At 45.7% G+C, this 18,199-nt stretch carries 22 protein-coding genes; 11 read left to right on the top strand and 11 right to left on the bottom strand.

Annotated features, from left to right (window positions below):
- The 3 genes from H595_RS0108345 to vapC form a co-directional block, all read left to right on the top strand.
- On the top strand, window positions 1-417 hold a 417-nt coding region (locus H595_RS0108345; protein WP_027670802.1), incomplete at its 5' end, for a transposase.
- A gap of 587 nt (window positions 418-1,004) precedes the next feature.
- Window positions 1,005-1,238 (top strand): type II toxin-antitoxin system VapB family antitoxin, encoded by a 234-nt coding sequence (gene vapB / locus H595_RS0108335; RefSeq protein ID WP_027670801.1) that lies wholly within the window; start codon window positions 1,005-1,007, stop codon window positions 1,236-1,238.
- A 2-nt stretch (window positions 1,239-1,240) separates the two neighbouring features.
- Entirely contained in the window at window positions 1,241-1,657 is a 417-nt protein-coding gene (vapC, locus tag H595_RS0108330; protein ID WP_370300582.1) for a type II toxin-antitoxin system tRNA(fMet)-specific endonuclease VapC, read from the top strand.
- A gap of 50 nt (window positions 1,658-1,707) precedes the next feature.
- On the opposite strand, the gene H595_RS0108325 is transcribed toward vapC, so the two are convergent.
- Entirely contained in the window at window positions 1,708-2,124 is a 417-nt protein-coding gene (locus tag H595_RS0108325; protein ID WP_027670799.1) for an organic hydroperoxide resistance protein, read from the bottom strand.
- 172 nt (window positions 2,125-2,296) lie between these two features.
- On the opposite strand from H595_RS0108325, the gene H595_RS0108320 reads away from it, so the two are divergent.
- Both H595_RS0108320 and H595_RS21910 read left to right on the top strand, forming a co-directional pair.
- Window positions 2,297-2,746 carry a MarR family winged helix-turn-helix transcriptional regulator gene (locus H595_RS0108320; RefSeq protein ID WP_027670798.1) on the top strand — a complete coding sequence of 150 codons (450 nt, stop codon included), beginning with the start codon at window positions 2,297-2,299 and terminating at the stop codon, window positions 2,744-2,746.
- A 312-nt stretch (window positions 2,747-3,058) separates the two neighbouring features.
- Entirely contained in the window at window positions 3,059-3,865 is an 807-nt protein-coding gene (locus tag H595_RS21910) for a PEP-CTERM/exosortase system-associated acyltransferase (RefSeq protein WP_051219798.1), read from the top strand.
- Between the two features lie 20 nt (window positions 3,866-3,885).
- On the opposite strand, the gene H595_RS0108310 is transcribed toward H595_RS21910, so the two are convergent.
- The 3 genes from H595_RS0108310 to H595_RS0108300 form a co-directional block, all read right to left on the bottom strand.
- Window positions 3,886-4,386 (bottom strand): DUF1543 domain-containing protein, encoded by a 501-nt coding sequence (locus H595_RS0108310; RefSeq protein ID WP_027670797.1) that lies wholly within the window; start codon window positions 4,384-4,386, stop codon window positions 3,886-3,888.
- Between the two features lie 107 nt (window positions 4,387-4,493).
- Window positions 4,494-5,750 carry an ABC transporter permease gene (locus H595_RS0108305; protein WP_027670796.1) on the bottom strand — a complete coding sequence of 419 codons (1,257 nt, stop codon included), beginning with the start codon at window positions 5,748-5,750 and terminating at the stop codon, window positions 4,494-4,496.
- A complete protein-coding gene (locus tag H595_RS0108300) occupies window positions 5,744-6,454 on the bottom strand; it encodes an ABC transporter ATP-binding protein (RefSeq protein WP_205623195.1) in 711 nt (236 codons plus the stop codon). Before H595_RS0108300 ends, H595_RS0108305 begins: the two co-directional genes overlap by 7 nt.
- Before the next feature lie 52 nt (window positions 6,455-6,506).
- Between H595_RS0108300 and H595_RS0108295 the strand changes: the two genes are divergently transcribed.
- Entirely contained in the window at window positions 6,507-7,067 is a 561-nt protein-coding gene (locus H595_RS0108295) for a DUF3299 domain-containing protein (RefSeq protein ID WP_027670794.1), read from the top strand.
- A gap of 97 nt (window positions 7,068-7,164) precedes the next feature.
- Here H595_RS0108295 and H595_RS0108290 read toward each other — a convergent pair whose 3' ends face one another.
- Window positions 7,165-7,725, bottom strand: coding sequence for a ZrgA family zinc uptake protein (locus tag H595_RS0108290; protein ID WP_027670793.1), 561 nt, complete (start codon window positions 7,723-7,725; stop codon window positions 7,165-7,167).
- Between the two features lie 125 nt (window positions 7,726-7,850).
- Between H595_RS0108290 and H595_RS0108285 the strand changes: the two genes are divergently transcribed.
- From H595_RS0108285 to H595_RS0108275, 3 genes are read left to right on the top strand one after another with little or no spacing between them, the layout of a single operon-like run.
- Window positions 7,851-9,371, top strand: coding sequence for a cryptochrome/photolyase family protein (locus H595_RS0108285; RefSeq protein WP_027670792.1), 1,521 nt, complete (start codon window positions 7,851-7,853; stop codon window positions 9,369-9,371).
- Window positions 9,368-10,741 (top strand): DASH family cryptochrome, encoded by a 1,374-nt coding sequence (locus tag H595_RS0108280; protein WP_027670791.1) that lies wholly within the window; start codon window positions 9,368-9,370, stop codon window positions 10,739-10,741. The genes H595_RS0108285 and H595_RS0108280 overlap by 4 nt, the downstream gene beginning before the upstream one ends.
- The gene (locus H595_RS0108275; protein ID WP_027670790.1) at window positions 10,738-12,249 is read left to right on the top strand and encodes a cryptochrome/deoxyribodipyrimidine photo-lyase family protein; all 1,512 of its coding nucleotides are present in this window, start codon (window positions 10,738-10,740) and stop codon (window positions 12,247-12,249) included. Before H595_RS0108280 ends, H595_RS0108275 begins: the two co-directional genes overlap by 4 nt.
- Window positions 12,250-12,265: 16 nt before the next feature.
- Here the strand turns inward: H595_RS0108275 and H595_RS21905 are convergent, their stop codons facing one another.
- The 3 genes from H595_RS21905 to glnB form a co-directional block, all read right to left on the bottom strand.
- Entirely contained in the window at window positions 12,266-13,165 is a 900-nt protein-coding gene (locus H595_RS21905; RefSeq protein ID WP_051219797.1) for a M28 family peptidase, read from the bottom strand.
- A 1-nt stretch (window position 13,166) separates the two neighbouring features.
- The gene (locus H595_RS0108265; RefSeq protein ID WP_027670789.1) at window positions 13,167-14,297 is read right to left on the bottom strand and encodes a tetratricopeptide repeat protein; all 1,131 of its coding nucleotides are present in this window, start codon (window positions 14,295-14,297) and stop codon (window positions 13,167-13,169) included.
- Between the two features lie 76 nt (window positions 14,298-14,373).
- Window positions 14,374-14,712, bottom strand: coding sequence for a nitrogen regulatory protein P-II (gene glnB, locus H595_RS0108260; protein WP_027670788.1), 339 nt, complete (start codon window positions 14,710-14,712; stop codon window positions 14,374-14,376).
- A 149-nt stretch (window positions 14,713-14,861) separates the two neighbouring features.
- Here glnB and nadE point away from each other — a divergent pair, with 149 nt between their 5' ends.
- Both nadE and H595_RS0108250 read left to right on the top strand, forming a co-directional pair.
- Window positions 14,862-15,689: an ammonia-dependent NAD(+) synthetase gene (nadE, locus tag H595_RS0108255; protein ID WP_027670787.1), complete on the top strand. Its 828-nt coding sequence runs from the start codon at window positions 14,862-14,864 to the stop codon at window positions 15,687-15,689.
- A 90-nt stretch (window positions 15,690-15,779) separates the two neighbouring features.
- Window positions 15,780-16,280 carry a GspH/FimT family pseudopilin gene (locus H595_RS0108250; protein ID WP_027670786.1) on the top strand — a complete coding sequence of 167 codons (501 nt, stop codon included), beginning with the start codon at window positions 15,780-15,782 and terminating at the stop codon, window positions 16,278-16,280.
- On the opposite strand, the gene H595_RS0108245 is transcribed toward H595_RS0108250, so the two are convergent.
- The 3 genes from H595_RS0108245 to H595_RS0108235 are packed head-to-tail and all read right to left on the bottom strand — an operon-like array spanning window position 16,281 to window position 18,198.
- Entirely contained in the window at window positions 16,281-16,754 is a 474-nt protein-coding gene (locus H595_RS0108245) for a type IV pilin protein (RefSeq protein ID WP_084153533.1), read from the bottom strand. It abuts the gene before it with no gap.
- On the bottom strand, window positions 16,755-17,825 hold the full coding sequence (locus H595_RS0108240; RefSeq protein ID WP_027670784.1) for a hypothetical protein: 1,071 nt from the start codon (window positions 17,823-17,825) through the stop codon (window positions 16,755-16,757).
- Between the two features lies 1 nt (window position 17,826).
- Window positions 17,827-18,198 (bottom strand): hypothetical protein, encoded by a 372-nt coding sequence (locus H595_RS0108235; protein WP_156885945.1) that lies wholly within the window; start codon window positions 18,196-18,198, stop codon window positions 17,827-17,829.
- Between the last annotated feature and the right edge of the window lies 1 nt (window position 18,199).

Below are 18,199 nucleotides of genomic sequence, written 5' to 3'. Positions count from 1 at the left end.
TATATTTGCCCTGCTGGCAGCGAGCTTCAGAATAGGTTTACAGCAGTTGAAGATGGGCTGGAACTTCAAATGTACTTTAATAATATCGCCTGCCGAGATTGCAGCCAACGGTCGAAATGTACCACATCCAAGCGAGATCCCAGACGTATCCGGCGCTGGATTCATGAAGGTGAAATGGAAGAAATGCAAACAAGGCTTGATGCAGCTCCACAGACGGCAGTCGTGCGAAAGCAAACGGTGGAGCATCCGTTCGGAACAATTAAAATGTGGATGGGGGCGACTCACTTCCTGATGCGACGATTTAAAAACGTCAGCACCGAAATCAGTCTACATGTACTGGCCTATAACCTGAAACGGATGATATCAATCTGGGGTACTGAAGGACTAGCCAGTAAGCTGCAAGAGCACTGGGGTTAGCGGCTATAGACGCTTTAGCTGAAAACCATGCAATAGCACCGAATGCCCCCGCTTTTAAAGCCCCCAAACCGACAGAAAACAAATCAGAGTGTATACGGTCAACACCAGAGAAATTCTTACATCACAGGCCTGGGATAATACTGCGATGCTACAAAAAACGAGTTTTTACACAGCCTGCGCTCAATGCAGCCTTTGAAATTAATGAATACTTGTTGCAATCGATGGCCCTTATTTGTGAAAGTTATGACCTACAGAAATTGCGACCAGTGCTCCATTTAAAATGAAGCTGGTGGTAATTTAGAGTGACCTTTTACAAACAGACACCAATTATAAAAATATTTTTTCAGGGTAACGAATTATAAACAGGGGTACTTTTAGGGGTATCTTAAAAACTAATAAAACATAAAAACACTATATATCATAGCTATATAGCTCTAGTTCAATAGACGCCAGCCCAAATAGCACAAGGCCAGCAGAAATGCTGGCCTTTTGTTTTTCTGTCATTCTCGGCTACATACTTCGTTGTTACTTTGACCAATAGAAATGTGTAGGTATATACTTCTACTATCTAGTTAGTGGAGGTGAATATGGATACTGGCACAGTGTTTAAAAACAACAATACTCAGGCAGTTCGTTTACCTGTTGAGGCACGCTTTCCTGAAGAAGTAAAAAAGGTCGTGGTTCGCGTTGTCGGTAAAGATCGCATCCTCACGCCTGTAGCTAATAGTTGGGATTCGTTTTTTCTGCAAGGCACTTCGGTTACTGACGACTTTATGACAGAACGGGCATTACAAGAGCAGCAAGAACGGGAAACTTTTTAGTGCTGAAATACATGCTTGATACCAATATCTGCATCTACGTTATAAAGCGCCGCCCCGTTGAAGTATTGGAAACCTTTAACAAGTATGCTGGCTTAATGTGCATTAGCTCAATTACTTACGCTGAGCTTTGTCACGGTGTAGAGAAAAGCACTAGGCCAGAGCAAAACAGGCAAGCCGTAGAGGATTTTGTTTCTCGTTTAACTGTGTTGCCTTACTGTGAAAAGTCCGCACAGCATTACGGTGAGATACGAGCAGAACTTGAGAAAAAAGGTACCCCAATTGGCGTGAATGATCTACATATTAGCGCACACGCCAGAGGAGAAGGGTTCACGCTAATAACTAATAATTTACGTGAATTCGAACGTGTAGCTGGTCTCAGGCTCGATAATTGGCTAAAAGGTCTGAGCTCCATCAAATGACAAAGGCCAGCAGAAATGCTGGCCTTTTGTTTTATTTTTTTGTAACAACGTTACACGTTTACATGCAAGCGAACGTCAATATTGCCGCGTGTCGCGTTTGAATACGGGCAAACGTTATGGGCTTTTGCGACCAGGTCATCAGCAGCTTGCTGCTCCATACCTGGCAAGCTGACAAACAAATCTACGTCTAAACCAAAACCACCTTCGATTTTACCGATACCGACTTCAGCACGCAGGCTTACGTCTTTTGGCAGGTTTATTTTGTCTGCGCCAGCGACAAATTTTAACGCGCCAATAAAGCAGGCTGAATAACCAGCAGCAAACAGTTGCTCTGGGTTAGTCGCCCCACCGTTACCACCAAGCTCTTTTGGTGGTGCTAATTTAACGTCTAACAAGCCGTCACTTGACTTAGCTGCACCATCACGGCCACCGGTTGACGTAACAACAGCTTTATACAGAATATCCATGTTTAATTCCTCAATTTGGGTTAATGGCTAACAACGGAGCTAGCTTAAACGCCATTTATATTGCACGCAAGATTATTGCATATAACTTTAAATGCTAAAATATGTTGTTTGCAGCTGTAAGAACGCCGGTTAAGTTTGCTAGACTGCGTGTAACTTAATGGATAGCTTGCTGATGAATAAAACCTTACCGCTAGATCAACAGTTATGTTTTGCCTTGTACAGCGCGACAAATGCCGTCGTGCGCTTGTATCGCCCCTTGTTGCAGCCGTTTGATCTGACCTATGCGCAGTACGTTGTTATGTTAGCGTTATGGCAACAGGACAGTATTAGCCTTGGCGAGCTGGGCAACAAAACGCTATTTGATTCTGGCGCGTTAACACCACTGGTTAAAAAGCTGGAACAAAAAGGCTTGTTGCAGCGTATCGCCTCTTTGCATGATGAACGGGTGAAACAGGTTGTTCTAACATCTGCCGGTAAAGCACTGGAAAACGAAGTGGCAACCGTTATGCCCGCACTGCGCTGTCAAATATCGCTGGCCGATGAGCGTTTAATTCAGCTTAGAACGCTGGCGCGCCAGGTTCAGCTTGATATTCAACAACTTGAACAATGTGTACAAAAATAATTCAACGCTCAGACTCCCACCCTCTCCCGCGTTAATGAATAACAGCTGAATAACACTTAATAACATAAGTTAAAAAAATTAATTTTTTTCTTAGATGAAAATCAGAATGTTAGCCCCATATGCCGCTGTTTATGCAATTTCTGTTCGATACAGCGTTTGACCTGTGCCACTTTCGTACGCATAGTAGGTTTTGTCAGTAATGCAAATGGTGCATTTTTGACGGCCTATACCCAAGGATTGGTTTTGTAAGGTTTGATTTACACATAAAAATAACCGGCAATTTAGAGTAGCAATACATCTTTGGGGCAATAAATGACCTTACAATCTGTAGCTAATAGCACAGCTATGTTGGTAGATAATAACGTTGAACCTTTTAAGGTTTCGCCAGCTAATACCCTTCATGAGCAGTTTCCGCTTTATTTTTGCGCCACACTGGCTGACACGGAACAACAAAAGCAACGCATTTACCGGCTTCGCCACCAAGTGTATTGTGAAGAACTGCAATTTGAGCCTGAGCGCATGGATGGCGAAGAGCAAGATGACTTTGATTGTCGATCACTGCATGTGGCAATAAACAAATGCAGCAGCGATGCCTTAGCCGGCACGGTGCGTATTGTTACCTCGCAGTTTAACAATGAACAACTGCCGTTAGAGCATTACTGCAGCAATACCCTTACCAATACTGTACTAGCCCCGAACAATTTTAGCCGGCAGCATATTTGCGAGATATCACGCCTTGCGGTCCCGGCGGATATTCGAAGCCGCGCATTGCTATCACAGCAGGTAGACGCAGAAGTTAACTGCAATAAACTGGTAGCTATTTCTCTGTATTTAGTTGCACAAATCCTGTGTTTACGTGCTGGTCGTATTCACGCCTATGTAATGGTAGAGCCGGCACTTGCAAGAGCGCTGCGCCGTGTGGGTATTCATTTTGTGCAAATAGGCCAGCCTGTTAATTTAAACGGATTAAGAGCACCGCATTATTTAGACGTACGCACAATGACAGCAACGCTGAAACCGGATTATCTTAAGTTGCGCACAATGCTGGAAGCGCAGCTTTTTAGCAAAACCAAACATGCCAGACCTTCGATAGCGCTATGCTACAGCGCTAAAGACTAAGCCAAACGGGCCAATATAAATTAGCCAATCACATTATAGCCAGACCAGTCTGGTCGCATTGGTTGGCTTTGGCCAGACGGCGTTAAGTGAATATATTGCCCTTGCAGTTGTTCCAGAGCAAAACAGTCGTCCAGTTCAAGTAAGTCATCTTTATGCGGGCTATCTGCGTCAGTTAACAGCAGACGCTTCGCCTTCGCTTTCGCCTGTGCGACATTAGACGCCACGCACAGCATAAAGTCATGTTGTTCGGCAATTTTATCCGGGTAATAGCCACCGAAATTCACAAAAAACAGTTTGTGCTCTGCCTGTTGTGGTGCCGTGTGCAAACTAACCTGAAAACCGTCGATGTGCTGTATTTGCATGTAACTATCGATATGTAAGCCTTTTTTCGTCCCAAACCATTGCTCTCGCAATAGCGGATACGTTGCTTCAATATTATCTGCAGCGACAAAGCGTACATCGTGCACTTCTATATTCGCATTAGGGGCTGTTCCCCCAAGGTAAACTAAATAAAGCGACATTTCGGTGTCCTAAGTGGCAAAACGTGCAGTATACCCAGAAGCCCTTATTGTTCAAATAGTGCTTAGCGGTAACCGGCTCAACAAAGCACAAACTGCGCCCGGTTTCACTACAACCTAATCGTAAGCCCATCCGCCAGGGCTTTGCGATAAGCAATAATGCCCGGAATGGTGGCCAATACAGCAGACAACACCATCACACCGCCCGCCCAATACAGGGTGTTTAGCTTTATAATCTGTAGGCTGATAAACAGGCCAAACTCGGCAGCCAGTTTATCTTGCAGAACAAAAAGGCTAACAAAGAGTAAGGCCGCAGCCGACAGCATTGATAGCAGGGTAACAATTTGCACCTCAAGCTGAATAAGCACAAACAGATACCAGGGGTGTGCCCCGGTGGCGCGCAAAATGGCCATCTCGCGCTGGCGCTCCTTCATTGACGCCAGCAAGGTGGTTATCATGCCAACCAATGCTGCCAGCAACACCAATAAGCTAATAAGCAACAATAGGTTTTCTACCATACCCAACATTTGCCAAAGTTCTGCCAGCGCGACGCCCGGTAAAATAGCGGTTAATGGCTCTTGCTTATATTCATTAATTTGCCGCTGTACGGTAAAGGTTGCCATCCGCGATTTAAGCCCAACCATAAAGGCCGTTATCGATTTCGGCGTAAGATCGGCGGCTAACGCTTGCTCTGCTGTTAATTGGCGTCCAGGTATGGGCGCACCTTGCTGCCAATCTAAATGTATTGCCTCGATAGCCTCAAGCTTCACGTGTACGGTTTGATCCACAGGCGTGCCAGTGCGTGCCAATATGCCCACTACAGTGAACGGCTTATCCTTGTGCTGACTAAAACTAACCTCGCCCACACCATGAGACAGTGATATCTGTTCGCCAATGCGATAGCCTAGCTTTTGCGCTACTTCAGCCCCTAATACAGTTTCGAACACCCCGCTAAACACTTTGCCTTCGGCTAGCTTAAGCGGCTGGCTATTGGCGTAACGATAAAAGTTGAAATAATCGTCACTTGTGCCCATCACCCTGTATCCACGGTGCGAATCGCCCAATGAAATTGGGATACTCCAGTCTATTTGCGGATGCTTAAGTATGCGCTGGTAACTTGGCCAACTGATGTTGGCTGTAGCATTACCAATGCGAAATACAGAGTACAACAATAGGTTAAGTTGGCCTGAGCGGGCGCCAACAATTAAATCCGTACCGGATACTGTGCTGGTAAAGCTGCTTTTTGCCTCGGTACGTAAGTGATCAATCCCCAATAGGAGTGCAATGCTAATGGTTAACGACAACCAGGTCATTAGCACAGTGCCACGCCGGTTCCATAAACTTAATCGGGCTAATTTCATCAACATGGCTTAACCCCCTGAGCTAACTGCTGCATATCCAGGTAGCTATTGAAGTATTGCATCAAACTTTGATCATGACTGACAAAGATCACGGTACAGCCATTACTGTCAGCTTCTGCCAACATCAACCGCATAAAGGTGTCTCGATTATCACTATCCAGTGCCGATGTCGGCTCATCTGCTATTAACAAGGTTGGCTTGGGTAATAAAGCTCTGGCAATAGCAACACGTTGCTGCTGCCCAACACTTAAAGTAGTAGCTGCCTGGTGCCACAACTCCGGCGATAAACCCAGCCGGTTAAGTAATGTGGTAGCCCGCGGTTGTACTTCAGATTTTTGTATACCAGCAAAATGGTTACTCAATAATGCGTTGTCCATTACCGACAAATACGGAATAAGGTTAAGTTGCTGGAACACCACGCCAATATGTTTTGCCCGCAGATTATCACGGGCGCGGCTAGATAATGTATGCAGCGGTTGGCCGTTGACATTCAGCTCACCACTCACCGGCTTAGTAATACCACATAGCAAATTGAGTAAGGTTGTTTTACCACTCCCCGACGCACCTCGAACAAATAAATGTTGGCCACTTTGTAATGTCAGTTCAGGTAAAGATAATTGCCAGCCACCCGCTTGGTAAAAAAACAGCAGCTGTTTGAGCTCAATGGCAGGAATTTTCGGCTTGTCGGTCACAGGCGCCCTCAGTGTCATGTTATTATGTTGGCGTTTTAGCCATTATGCCAATTTAGGGGAGTAAGCTCCAATGCTGAAGACGTTATCTGTTGCGTTATATTTGACACTGGTCGCATCCATATCATCTGCTGTTTTGCCTGGCTCAGTAAGTGCTGCCGAAGTAACAACCATTGAGTGGACAGACTTAATGCCAGAAGAAGATTTAAAAGCATTACAACAAATGCCAGAAGTGCAGCATGACTATAGTCAGCCGTCGCCGTTTGATGATAACTATCAGGGCGATGACCCAGCTGCACAGCAATGGCAACAAATCCTAAGCTCCGCCAAGGTAGTGGAAAAGTACAATAACACTAAGGTTAGGGTACCGGGTTTTATTGTACCGCTAGAGTTTGATAGCGAGCAAAATGTCACCAGCTTCTTTTTGGTACCTTATTTTGGTGCCTGCATTCACGTGCCGCCACCGCCACCAAACCAAATTATTTTTGTAAGTGGCGCGAAGAATTTAAAAGCCGATATGATTTATTCACCGTTTTGGATTAGCGGCACTCTAACAACGGAAGTGATGACACACGATTTGGGCCAGTCAGCATACAGCATCAAAGCAGACACGATTGAAGAGTACACCTACTAATAAAAACGGCAGCTTAGATAATCATCATGATATCAAGCTGCCACTTTTGTTTCGTTTAAACCAACATAAACGAAACGTACTGGTATAACGTACTGTATTAGCGAAAATTTATTGTACTGCTACCAAGAGACGCTTTTGAAGCCCCTTGCTTGCCGTTAATAATCCATTGCACATCAATTTGCTCCAGCGCCGGCACTAAACTAAATATGGATAATTGTAATTCATTTAGCCTTGCTGGCCGCTGACACAAAAGTTGATAGTTGGCATAAAAATCGGCGTGTCCTGTATTGGCATGAAGCTCGGTCAAATCGGTGCTCGCATCAGCCTGCGCCAGCTCGCAGTTTGCATCAGCGTTAAGGCTAAACCACTCTGCCTGACTAAAGACCGCAATGGCTGCAGCCACCTCTTGCTTTTCTTCGTTGCTTTGCGCCTTGTGTTCAAAGCCAACAATACTTTGCGCAGCAGATTGAAAAGCCAGCTGCATTTCATTGCCCTCAAGCACCAGTGTTAACACGGCTTTACCATGAACATGTGCACCTAAGGCCGTAATATCTTCCTCATGGTTGCCATGGTCGTGCTCTGCATCATGCGCGCCTGCAACAGAACAATACAACAAGCTACCAATGATCAGTACACTGGGCAGTAATGAAAGTCTCATGAGAACAAGTCCTGTATTAACTGGTTTTGTGACAACATAACACAAATTAGTTTGTCTCGGCTATGCCCTGATCGCAATGGCAGAAAGCGCCGTATTGGCGTTACAATTCCAATTTGGTAAACGCTATGCCAAAGCTCATTGTTGTTTTGGGCGATCAATTAAGTCCGGCTTTATCCAGCTTGCAACATCTTCAGCCTGAAGACGTAATTCTATTGGCAGAAGTAGCCGAAGAAGCCTGTTATGTGAAGCACCACAAACATAAAATAATATTACTCTTTAGTGCCATGCGTCACTTCGCTGCTGTGCTTAAACAACAAGGCATGTCTGTATATTATTTGCAGTACGGCAATGTTAATAACATGACATCAGCCGTAAGTGCCGCTCTGCAGCAACACCCCTCTCTGGAGCAAGTCGTTATTACGCAATGCGGTGAATATCGGCTGCAGCAAGAAATAGATCAGTGGTCACAACACTTTTCGCTACCAGTACAGGTGCTTGATGATGACCGGTTTATCTGCACGTTGTCGCGTTTTTCACAATGGGCCAGCGGTAAAAAACAGCTACGGATGGAATATTTTTACCGCGAGATGCGCCGCTATACCGGCTTGCTGATGCAAAACGATCAACCAGAAGGAGGAAAGTGGAATTATGATGCGGACAATCGCAAAGCCTGCCCAAGCGATATGCAGCAAATTGCGCCGCTGACATTTTCTGCAGATGACATTACAGAACAAGTGAAAATGCTGGTGCTAAAGCACTTCCCAGACAACATGGGAGAAGTAGACAATTTTTGCTATGCGGTAACCGGTAAAGACGCCCGATTGGCTTTTATGCATTTTGTTGAGCAGCAGTTGCCACGATTTGGCGATTATCAGGATGCAATGTTGTTAGACCAACCTTTCTTGTTCCATAGCATTTGCTCAGTTTATTTAAACTGCGGCCTGTTAGACGTGCGCTGGATGTGCAACAAAGTTGCTGCTGCTTACCACAGTGGTGCGGTTCCATTAAATGCTGCCGAAGGGTTTATTCGCCAACTTATTGGCTGGCGAGAGTATGTAAGGGGGCTATATTGGTTGCTGATGCCAGGCTACGCAACAGAAAATTATCTGCAGGCGACACGTGAATTGCCAGCGTTTTACTGGCACGGTAAAACCCGGATGCGCTGCATGCAACAGGCCATCAGTAGCACCATTGAACATGCTTATTCGCATCATATTCATCGCTTAATGATTACCGGCAATTTCGCCTTACTGGCAGGTTTATCGGTTAAACAACTGACTGACTGGTATCTGGCGGTATATGCCGATGCGTACGAATGGGTAGAACTGCCAAACACACTTGGCATGGCGCTTTTTGCCGACGGCGGTGTTATGGCATCAAAGCCCTATGCCGCAAGCGGCGCTTATATTAACCGAATGAGTAACTACTGCCAGCATTGTCATTATAAAGTGAAAGACACCACCGGCGATGCAGCTTGTCCCTTTAATGCCCTATATTGGCATTTCTTACACCGTAACGAGCAGCAGCTTGCCGCTAATCCGCGTCTGGCATTGGCCTATGCCAACTGGCGCCGGCGAAGTGAAGCAGACCAGAACGCAATTCTAGCCAAAGCGGAACATACACTTATTCATTTGGAGCAGCTATGAGCCTGAACATAATACTGCTAAACGAGACATTGCGCTGGCATGACAACCCACTGCTACAACTGGAAGTAGGCCCTAAAGTTGCTGTACTCGTGTTAGATGAAAAGGCTTTTTTCGCTTCTCAGTATGGCGTAGCGCGCGCGAATTTACGTCGGTTACAGCAACAGCTCGAGGCAATTGCAGCATTAAAGCGCCAGTTAGCTAGCCAGCATATCGGGCTTATTGTCTGTGTTGGCAACATCAAAGAGTGTATTCGTCGCCTGCAACAACAACTTGGCGCTACCAGCCTCTATGCTGCCGAGCCTGTTGGCTTCAATGAGTACTCTGCATTACAGCAGCTTAAACCCTATCTTAGCGTTACCCTTTTAGACTGTAACTCGTTACTTGGCGATGGGCTGCGCCCGCAAATGGATTCCTTACCAAATACTTTTACACCGTTTCGTAAACAACGCGAACCCTTGCTTGAAGTAAGCGCGCCGTCAGACCATAGCGTGTCATCAAGTGCGTGGCTGTCAATTGCACAGTGCGAGGTATTTAATCCTCCATTTAACCAGCTGTATCATCAGTATGCGGCTACCGACAAAAACTTTAGCGCACTAGAGCAATCGGCAACAACCCACTTTACGCAATACATTTGGCAGCAACAACATGTACGCCATTACAAGGAAACACGTAATCAGCTTTATGGTGAGCACTATGCGAGCTTTTTGTCGGCACCACTGGCATTAGGCACCTTGTCTGTGCGCTGGGCTTGGCAACAAATTATTGCGTTTGAGCACAGCGTAACCGCCAACGACTCTACTTACTGGCTTAAATTCGAACTACTGTGGCGTGAGTTCTTCCGCTGGCAGTTTAGAAAATACGGCGCGCGTTGGTTTAGCAAGGGCGCGATTAAAGGAGCCATCGATTTTAACAAGCCTAAACTCAATGCCGCGCAATTGAAGCGTTTTGAGAATTGGTGTCAAGCCAGTACCGGGGTTCCTTTTATAGATGCCAATATGCGCTTGCTTAACCAAACCGGCTTAATGAGCAACCGCGGCAGACAAAACGTTGCCAGCTTTTTAGTACATGATCTGGGAGTAGACTGGCGGCTTGGCGCTGCCTATTTTGAACAACGTTTACTGGATTATGACTGCGCCAGCAATTGGGGAAACTGGGCATATATTGCTGGCAGTGGCAATGCAGCAGAACGACAATTTAATGTTATAAAACAAGCCCTTCACTATGACCCTGATGGCAGCTTTGTACGCGCAATGCTACCGGAGATCACTTTAAGTGGCAGTTTAGCTCACCAACCTAGTCAGCAATTCCAAAGCCCTGAGCACTGGCATCACTGGCTGGCAAAACTACAACCAGCAAGTTCCACCCCATGACAACGCTGGTATGGTTTAAGCGGGATTTACGTATTGAAGACCACCAACCGCTATGGCACGCGGCGAAGCTTGGGCTGGTATTGCCGGTTTATATTATTGAACCAGATTACTGGCAACAGCCTGACGTTTCTTTGCGGCATTGGCAGTTCATCAGCCCTGCACTTGAGCAGTTAAATCAGCAATTAACCGCATTAGGCCAGCCACTGTTAGTGGTAAAAGGCCCGGCAACTTTAGTGCTGCGTAAACTGTGCCAGCAATATGCTATAACCCAGGTATTTAGCCATGAAGAAACTGGTAATCTTTGGACCTATCAGCGTGACATTGCTGTAAGCCGCCTGTTGCAGCAATTACAGATACCCTGGCAGCAATTTCGTCAGTTTGCGGTATTTCGTCATTTGGCCAATAGGGACAATTGGTTTAATTTGGCAGACCAATGGTTAAAGTCATCAACTGCTCCTCCCGTTTCACGCCTCCCGTTTTTAACAGCCGCAGAATGGGACTTAACCGCCATGGCGCCAACCCGAAAGCATGACCTGCCGCTTTGTTACCCAATACAAGTTCCGTTTCACGCAGAAGCTACTTTTGATAGTTTTCTTTCACAGCGCAGTATGAACTATCGCCAGCATATTTCCTTTGCCGCCAAAGCAGTACAAAGCTGCTCCAGGCTTAGCCCTTATATTAGTTATGGTCAGCTTAGCCTTAGACAGCTGCAGCAACAAAGTTTTAGCGCAATTAAGCGCAGCCCCAATATACGCCAACAACAAGGCCTGCAGGCTTTTTTTAGCCGGCTTAGATGGCACTGCCATTTTATGCAGAAACTAGAAGATGAACCGGCAATAGAATTTTTTAACATGCACAGAGGCTTCGACGGCTTGCGTGAGCAAGACTTTACCCCGGCATACTTTCTGGCGTGGCAACGCGGGCAAACAGGCTACCCGCTTATTGATGCCGCAATGCGCTGCCTGTTGGCAACCGGTTGGCTGCATTTTCGCGCCCGCGCTATGCTGGTCGCGTTTGCCAGCTATCATTTATGGCTGCATTGGCGGCCGCTTGCCCTGCATTTGGCTCAATGCTTTGTCGACTATGAGCCGGGCATTCACTATCCCCAAATTCAGATGCAGGCAGGCACAACGGGCATTAACCCCAACCGCATGTACAACCCGATAAAACAAAGCCAATTAAAAGACAATGAGGGCGTTTTTATTCGCCAATGGTTGCCTGAACTTCGCCGCGTTCCTAACAGCTGGCTACATACGCCCTGGTTGATGCCTGCAGAGCTACAACAACGTTATGGTTGTATTATCGAAACAGACTACCCAGCCCCAATCGTAGACTTAACCCAGGCACAACAACATGCCAGAGCAAAATTGAAAGATTGGCTATTGAATACTGATCGTCAGCACTGGCAACAGCAAAAACGCGCAGTGTTTCAGCGGCACGCCAGTCGCAAACGGCCGGTTACACGCAAAACAAAGCCGCATCGGGATCAGCTGAGTTTTAATTGGTAATTATTTCGAAAGGTGATTAGTTCGGGGCTTGTAAGCTTTGTGGTGCTTGTTGCTCAAGCCATTGCACGGTATGCCAGATAGCCTGCATTGCCTGCTCAAGAAACTCTGGCTCAATATTCTGCCACGTATCGTTAGGCGTATGGTAATCGCGGTGATCTTGCCCGCCAAAAAACAAATAAGGGATACCGGCGCGGTGAAAAGGACCATGGTCGCTGGCATTTGGCCAGTCGTAACGAGGAAGGCTGCGTAAGCCTTGTCCAGGCCCTCGATGAGGTAAATACTGCAGATGGCTAAATTGCTGTTCCAACTGTGCGATTAACGCAGGGTAACGCTTTGCACCTGTAAGATAGAGCCTTCCGCGACGGTCTGGCCGACCAATCATATCCAGATTAAGATTCAGCGTTATATTACCCAACGGAACTGACGGCGAAGATACAAAAGCTTTACTACCATACAAACCGTTTTCTTCTGCATCCGTGGCAATAAAAATATAAGAATAAGCAGAACAACGTTCACTTAGTCTTGATGCAAGCTCAAGCAGTGCAGCAACACCAGACGCGTTATCGTCAGCGCCATGAAATATGTTTTTTCCTTCGTTACCCAAATGATCATAGTGTGCTGTCACCACAATGTAGTGCTCTGGGTAAGTGCAACCACGCTGATACCCCACTACATTAGTGCCGGTTTTATGTTGTCCAAAACCATAGTTAAACATTTGCAGGTATGACGTATTAAACGCGCCCAGCTGCAATTTTTCAAAACGTTGGGCAATAAACTGCCGAGCCAGTTCGGTACCATCAGAGCCTGTTTTGCGACCTTGCATGTTGTCAGCACTTAACTCTTGAATATCTTTTAGTAGCTGCGCCTGAGCACTAAAAATAAATAAGCACCCAACTATACTAATAATCCACTGCATTTTAATGCGCTTCGACACTGCGTTTTAATGCGTCAAGTTTAGCAAAGTAGCGTTGTTGCGTTGTCTTTGCCGTAGCCAGTTCCGCCGCACGTTCCAATGTGTTTCTGGCTCGTTGAGGTTGCTCATTTTGATATTGTGCGACTGCAAGCTCCAAATACAATTCATGCATGTAAGGGGCCCGCTCAATAGCTTTACTAAAATAGATCGCCGCATCAGCTGGATGCCGCTGTTCTATTGCTGTTTTGCCCAATAAATACCAAAGATAAGGGTCGTTATCATCTTGCAGGCTAAGTGATTGTCGAAGCTGCTCTGCGCCGTGTTCATCACCTTGCAGCTGTTTTAGCACAGCATAATTACTGGTAAGCGACGTTTTTCGATTTGACACTTGTAGGCCGTATTCATAAAATTTTGCAGCCAGTTCAGGTTCGTTTAGTCTTCTATGTGTTATAGCGACTAAATTAATCACAGCGCCATAAGTTGGATCAAAACTAAGGGCAGTTTTAAGCAAGGCTAAAGCCTGATGATAATTTTCTTTCAGCAAAGCATCAGCGGCTAAATTACGATAAAACATCGCGATAAAGGTTTTTTCTGAAATATTCTCGCCTACGATACCGCCTGCTGCAGGCAGATAATCAATGACGAGCAGAGGTTGTAAAAAATAACTATTACCCCTTTTAGAGACAAAATCCGATTCATATAAAAACGTTCTGACATGATCAGATGACAGCATATAGCTATTTTTCATGTCAAATACAGGCGCAGAAATAATGCTCTGAAACTTTATATCTACGCCCACTACATCAGCTAAAGCTTTAGTTAATACTGCTAAAGAAATACAGTTTCCGGCCTTAAGACGGTATGCTTGGCTCGCCGTATAATTGTGTCCCTGGTAATCAAAATAGGCAGTGTGCTGAGATAAAAAATTATACAACCTTTTACGCCCAGCCAGGTCTTGATGCTCAGGCGCATGAAAATAAGCTAAAAACTCTTGCTCTTGCTCAATGGTAAGACTAAAAATGTCTTGCACACTTGGCACGTCTGAGTGTACCTGGGCAAGTAAATCTGAGTAAGGTAATGTTGGTTCCTGCAGGGTTAGCTTACCGGTGCTAGAACACGCAGATAAACAGAACATTAAAAACACCCAAACGACAACATTGATATAAGTAATCAATCGATAAAACCCAGTTAATTAACAATCATTAACCTTGTTATATCGCATCCTCATCCTCTTCGCCAGTACGAATACGAATGACCCGTTCTACTTCAAAAACAAAAATCTTACCATCGCCAATGCGGCCGGTCTGTGCTGTCGTCATAATCGCTTCAATACAACGTTCAACTTGTTCATCAGACACCACAATTTCTAATTTTACTTTAGGTAAGAAATCCACCATATATTCAGCGCCACGGTAAAGCTCAGTGTGCCCTTTCTGCCGACCAAACCCTTTAACTTCAGTGACTGTCATACCAGTGACATTGATATCCGCCAGCGCTTCGCGCACATCATCCAATTTAAAGGGTTTGATAATGGCTTCAATTTTTTTCATTGTAATATCCGTCTGTTAAGCGCGCCTGATGCTTGCAGTATAATACAAGGCGAACAAGTGTTCAGCAGTTAATCGGTAAGAATCACTTGATCTGGTCAGGGTAAAGCACGGTAAGATAGATAAGATTGTTCACTAGAGGCCCAATTGCTATGAATGCAGCACAGATAATTGCCGAAATGCGGGTATTGCCGCAAATAGATCCCCAGTTTGAAATTCGCCGCCGGGTAGATTTTATCAAACAGCGATTAACGGATTCAGGCATGAAAACCCTGGTACTGGGTATTAGTGGTGGTATCGACTCAACAACATGTGGCCGCCTGGCACAACTTGCCGTGGATGAATTAAACCAAAACACTAGCGAGTACCAATTTATTGCTGTGCGCCTGCCGTATGCAATACAAAAAGATGAAGCAGAAGCGCAGATGGCCATTGAGTTTATACAGCCTAGCAAAGCAGTATCAGTTAATGTTCAACCTGGTGCTGATGGTATACATCAGGCTACCTGGAATGCGATGGCAGCACTGGGTATTGCAACCGCCAGTGATAATCAGTCAGATTTTGCCAAAGGCAATGTTAAAGCGCGAACCCGTATGGTTATTCAATACCATATTGCTGCGTTGACAGGCGGATTAGTATTGGGCACAGATCATTCTGCTGAAAATATTACCGGTTTTTATACTAAATGGGGTGATGGCGCTTGTGACTTAGCACCATTATTTGGTTTAAGTAAACGTCAGGTCCGTTTAATCGGTAAAACCCTTGGTGCACCAGAAGTATTGGTGGGTAAAACGCCGACAGCCGACCTTGAATGCCTGGCTCCACAAAAAGCAGATGAAGCCGCCTTAGGACTCACGTACGAACAAATTGACGATTTCCTTGAAGGTAAAGTAGTTTCAAACGACGTTAGCAGTAAGCTAATTGCAATATTTCAGCGAACACAACACAAGCGTCAAGCCATACCAACAATATATGATTAACCGTCGCAAAAAACCATTTATCTACATATTTGTCACATAAAGTTAATCTTGGCTATACTCCCTGTATCTCAGTACGACAGGGAGTCACTTATGTATACCTCAACGTTTCGGGGGTTTAGCTTTCCAGAGTTAACCATTACCTTAGCCATCATGGCTATTTTTGCGCATACCGCAATACCTGCTACAGCATCGTTTATTGATCAGCAGCGAGCCAATGCTTACATTCGCCAGTTCAGCCAGCATTTAGCCTATGCCAGAGTAGCGGCAACCAGTAGTAACCTGCCAGTTCAGGTTTGCCCTTTTGTCGCCGGCCAGTGCGCTGAACAATGGCAAACGACGCCCGTGCAGGTATCATTGTTATACCCAGATAGCCGAACAGTATTGCGCGAACTCCCTGCTATACATAACCAACATAAACTTATCTTTAACCGGGCCGGTGTAACTTTTCGTCGTGACGGTAGTTTAGATGGTTTTGAGAATGGCACATTTTTGTACTGCGGTCGACAAAGCGCATCCTGGCACTTTCGATTAACGTTAAATCAAGCTGGACGCAATCGCCTGACTAAAGTTGCAACACCTTGTCCTGGTTAATTATTTCCAACACATAAGGCTTTGAGGATTACCTTGGTTGCGTTGGCCTAGATGGTTGAGTGTAAATTGAGGACATTCGTTATCCTCTCGTTGCGCTCCTATTGCATCAGCAACCACTTTAAACCCCGCTCCCTCATGTGTTAGCTGTACACTAAAACGATAGCGCGATGACACAGCTTCCTGCGCGACAAGCGCGTCCAAATCGCTGCTAAAACTGCCATAGTCTGCTTGATACTGCGTTTGCGCATTCGCCAGTGTTAATAACATGGTCATCGCCTCAGAGCGGTAACTGTTAAGTATATGCTGTTGATATGAAGGATAACTAATAGCCAGTAAGATGCCCATAATAACTACGGCTATCAGCAGCTCTATTAGCGTTAGCCCTGTGTTATTGCCTGCAACGTTTAGATGGCTAGCAACATTATTCGGCCTTTGCCCATGATTAGCGGCTGCAGTTTTGCTAACTAAGCGCATTTAATGCGCGCCCTGTTCGGTTTGAAATGTGGCTAACCTTATACGCTGGGGATACTGATCTGCGCTAAGCGTGGAAACACAATCTGCACATTCATCGGTAATCGCTAGTAATTCCGATAATAGCGGCTGAACTTGGCCTTCTGCTTGCAAACTTAGTTCAAGCTCCCCCTCACTGTTACTTAACAATGCCAGGCTACCACTCGTTTCGCTGGAAATATCCCAATGTCGTTGCGCGTAAATAAGCCCGGCATGGTGTAAATGCATGGCATAGAGTTGCGAAGCAGCTTCATCCGCTAAGGAACAATCTGCTTGAACTGCACTGCCGTTTGCCGCAGTTACATACACAACGCCAGCGTAAACCTGAGGTACTGCTGTAATACGCTGCTGCAAATTAACAAACCAGCCATTTCCTTGCTGTATTTGCGTCCATAGCGACTCGCTGATACCGTAGCGAACTTCATCGGCGGTAATGGCAGTTCGGTCAGTTAACTGGGAAAGCATCACGGGTTCCGCACTGCCTTTGGAATGCTTTAACGCCAATAGTATATCGCCATCGGCTTTCTTGCCTATAACCAACAGCATGCTCACCTTACGCAAAATACCGTTGTGGTCCGGCGATAACGTTTGTACCATTTGAAGTGGTTGATCGAAAACTGCTTCAGTTACACTCAGATCGGCTACCCACTCTGGCTCACCGAACGATGTCGCGTTAAGTGGAATGAACCAGAGCTGGCCATTAATATCAACAACATAAACGGCATCGGCGATACCATCATGATTAGTATCAATCACAAAGGGTTCCGCATTAATAGTGGCAACCTGCTCTGATGGCGTCGGCCATTGGTTTAATTGTGCAAGCAATGCAAAATTGTTAGCACTATGCATTTGCAATAAACCCTGAGTGCCTGGTGCAGCTGACTGAACATTATTGCTCAGCAACACCTGCCTCGGCTCGGTACTATCGTGCACCGAGCTTACATTCGCCACAACGGGTTCAGTGCTATTTAGATTGCAGCTCAACGCAGCAGCCGATTGCACCAGAGCCAAATAAGTAATAAGGCGTAACAGCATATTAATGACTCCCCAAAGCTAAATTTTGCTGTAACACCAGGCTACTGTAGCCAGCATAGAAATAGCGGTTATCAGAGTAAGTCTCTGTGCTCAACAACTGAAGATCGCAACGTAGTGTGTCAGATGTCCAAGCAGCATATTGCGCCGGACAAGTTGACATGCTTTCAATCGCGTCCTCGTTACTGTCACTTGGTAACTGCATTTGTTGCAAATGCTGCTGCAGCGCCTGCTGAGATATTTGCAGTTGCTGTTGGCCGGAATAAGCGGCTTTATGGCTAAGCTGAGTAACCAGTAACATCGCTGTCACCAATAAAGTCATAATTAATAAAAATACCAAGGCCATGATCAGTACTACTCCTTTCATTGCGGACATA

Origin of the sequence: Rheinheimera baltica DSM 14885 (assembly GCF_000425345.1) — a bacterium.
GTDB lineage: Bacteria > Pseudomonadota > Gammaproteobacteria > Enterobacterales > Alteromonadaceae > Alishewanella > Alishewanella baltica.
The sequence above is the reverse complement of the archived record's forward strand: the minus strand, read 5'-3'. Positions and strand labels throughout refer to the sequence as shown.

Excerpts from the sequence above, each read along its gene's own strand:
- vapB (WP_027670801.1), top strand. The coding sequence starts at position 1,005 with ATGGATACTGGCACAGTGTTTAAAAACAACAATACTCAGGCAGTTCGT.
- H595_RS0108325 (WP_027670799.1), bottom strand. The coding sequence starts at position 2,124 with ATGGATATTCTGTATAAAGCTGTTGTTACGTCAACCGGTGGCCGTGAT.
- H595_RS0108320 (WP_027670798.1), top strand. The coding sequence starts at position 2,297 with ATGAATAAAACCTTACCGCTAGATCAACAGTTATGTTTTGCCTTGTAC.
- H595_RS21910 (WP_051219798.1), top strand. The coding sequence starts at position 3,059 with ATGACCTTACAATCTGTAGCTAATAGCACAGCTATGTTGGTAGATAAT.
- H595_RS0108310 (WP_027670797.1), bottom strand. The coding sequence starts at position 4,386 with ATGTCGCTTTATTTAGTTTACCTTGGGGGAACAGCCCCTAATGCGAAT.
- H595_RS0108305 (WP_027670796.1), bottom strand. The coding sequence starts at position 5,750 with ATGTTGATGAAATTAGCCCGATTAAGTTTATGGAACCGGCGTGGCACT.
- H595_RS0108300 (WP_205623195.1), bottom strand. The coding sequence starts at position 6,454 with ATGACACTGAGGGCGCCTGTGACCGACAAGCCGAAAATTCCTGCCATT.
- H595_RS0108295 (WP_027670794.1), top strand. The coding sequence starts at position 6,507 with ATGCTGAAGACGTTATCTGTTGCGTTATATTTGACACTGGTCGCATCC.
- H595_RS0108290 (WP_027670793.1), bottom strand. The coding sequence starts at position 7,725 with ATGAGACTTTCATTACTGCCCAGTGTACTGATCATTGGTAGCTTGTTG.
- H595_RS0108285 (WP_027670792.1), top strand. The coding sequence starts at position 7,851 with ATGCCAAAGCTCATTGTTGTTTTGGGCGATCAATTAAGTCCGGCTTTA.
- H595_RS0108280 (WP_027670791.1), top strand. The coding sequence starts at position 9,368 with ATGAGCCTGAACATAATACTGCTAAACGAGACATTGCGCTGGCATGAC.
- H595_RS0108275 (WP_027670790.1), top strand. The coding sequence starts at position 10,738 with ATGACAACGCTGGTATGGTTTAAGCGGGATTTACGTATTGAAGACCAC.
- H595_RS21905 (WP_051219797.1), bottom strand. The coding sequence starts at position 13,165 with ATGCAGTGGATTATTAGTATAGTTGGGTGCTTATTTATTTTTAGTGCT.
- H595_RS0108265 (WP_027670789.1), bottom strand. The coding sequence starts at position 14,297 with ATGTTCTGTTTATCTGCGTGTTCTAGCACCGGTAAGCTAACCCTGCAG.
- glnB (WP_027670788.1), bottom strand. The coding sequence starts at position 14,712 with ATGAAAAAAATTGAAGCCATTATCAAACCCTTTAAATTGGATGATGTG.
- nadE (WP_027670787.1), top strand. The coding sequence starts at position 14,862 with ATGAATGCAGCACAGATAATTGCCGAAATGCGGGTATTGCCGCAAATA.
- H595_RS0108250 (WP_027670786.1), top strand. The coding sequence starts at position 15,780 with ATGTATACCTCAACGTTTCGGGGGTTTAGCTTTCCAGAGTTAACCATT.
- H595_RS0108245 (WP_084153533.1), bottom strand. The coding sequence starts at position 16,754 with ATGCGCTTAGTTAGCAAAACTGCAGCCGCTAATCATGGGCAAAGGCCG.
- H595_RS0108240 (WP_027670784.1), bottom strand. The coding sequence starts at position 17,825 with ATGCTGTTACGCCTTATTACTTATTTGGCTCTGGTGCAATCGGCTGCT.
- H595_RS0108235 (WP_156885945.1), bottom strand. The coding sequence starts at position 18,198 with ATGTCCGCAATGAAAGGAGTAGTACTGATCATGGCCTTGGTATTTTTA.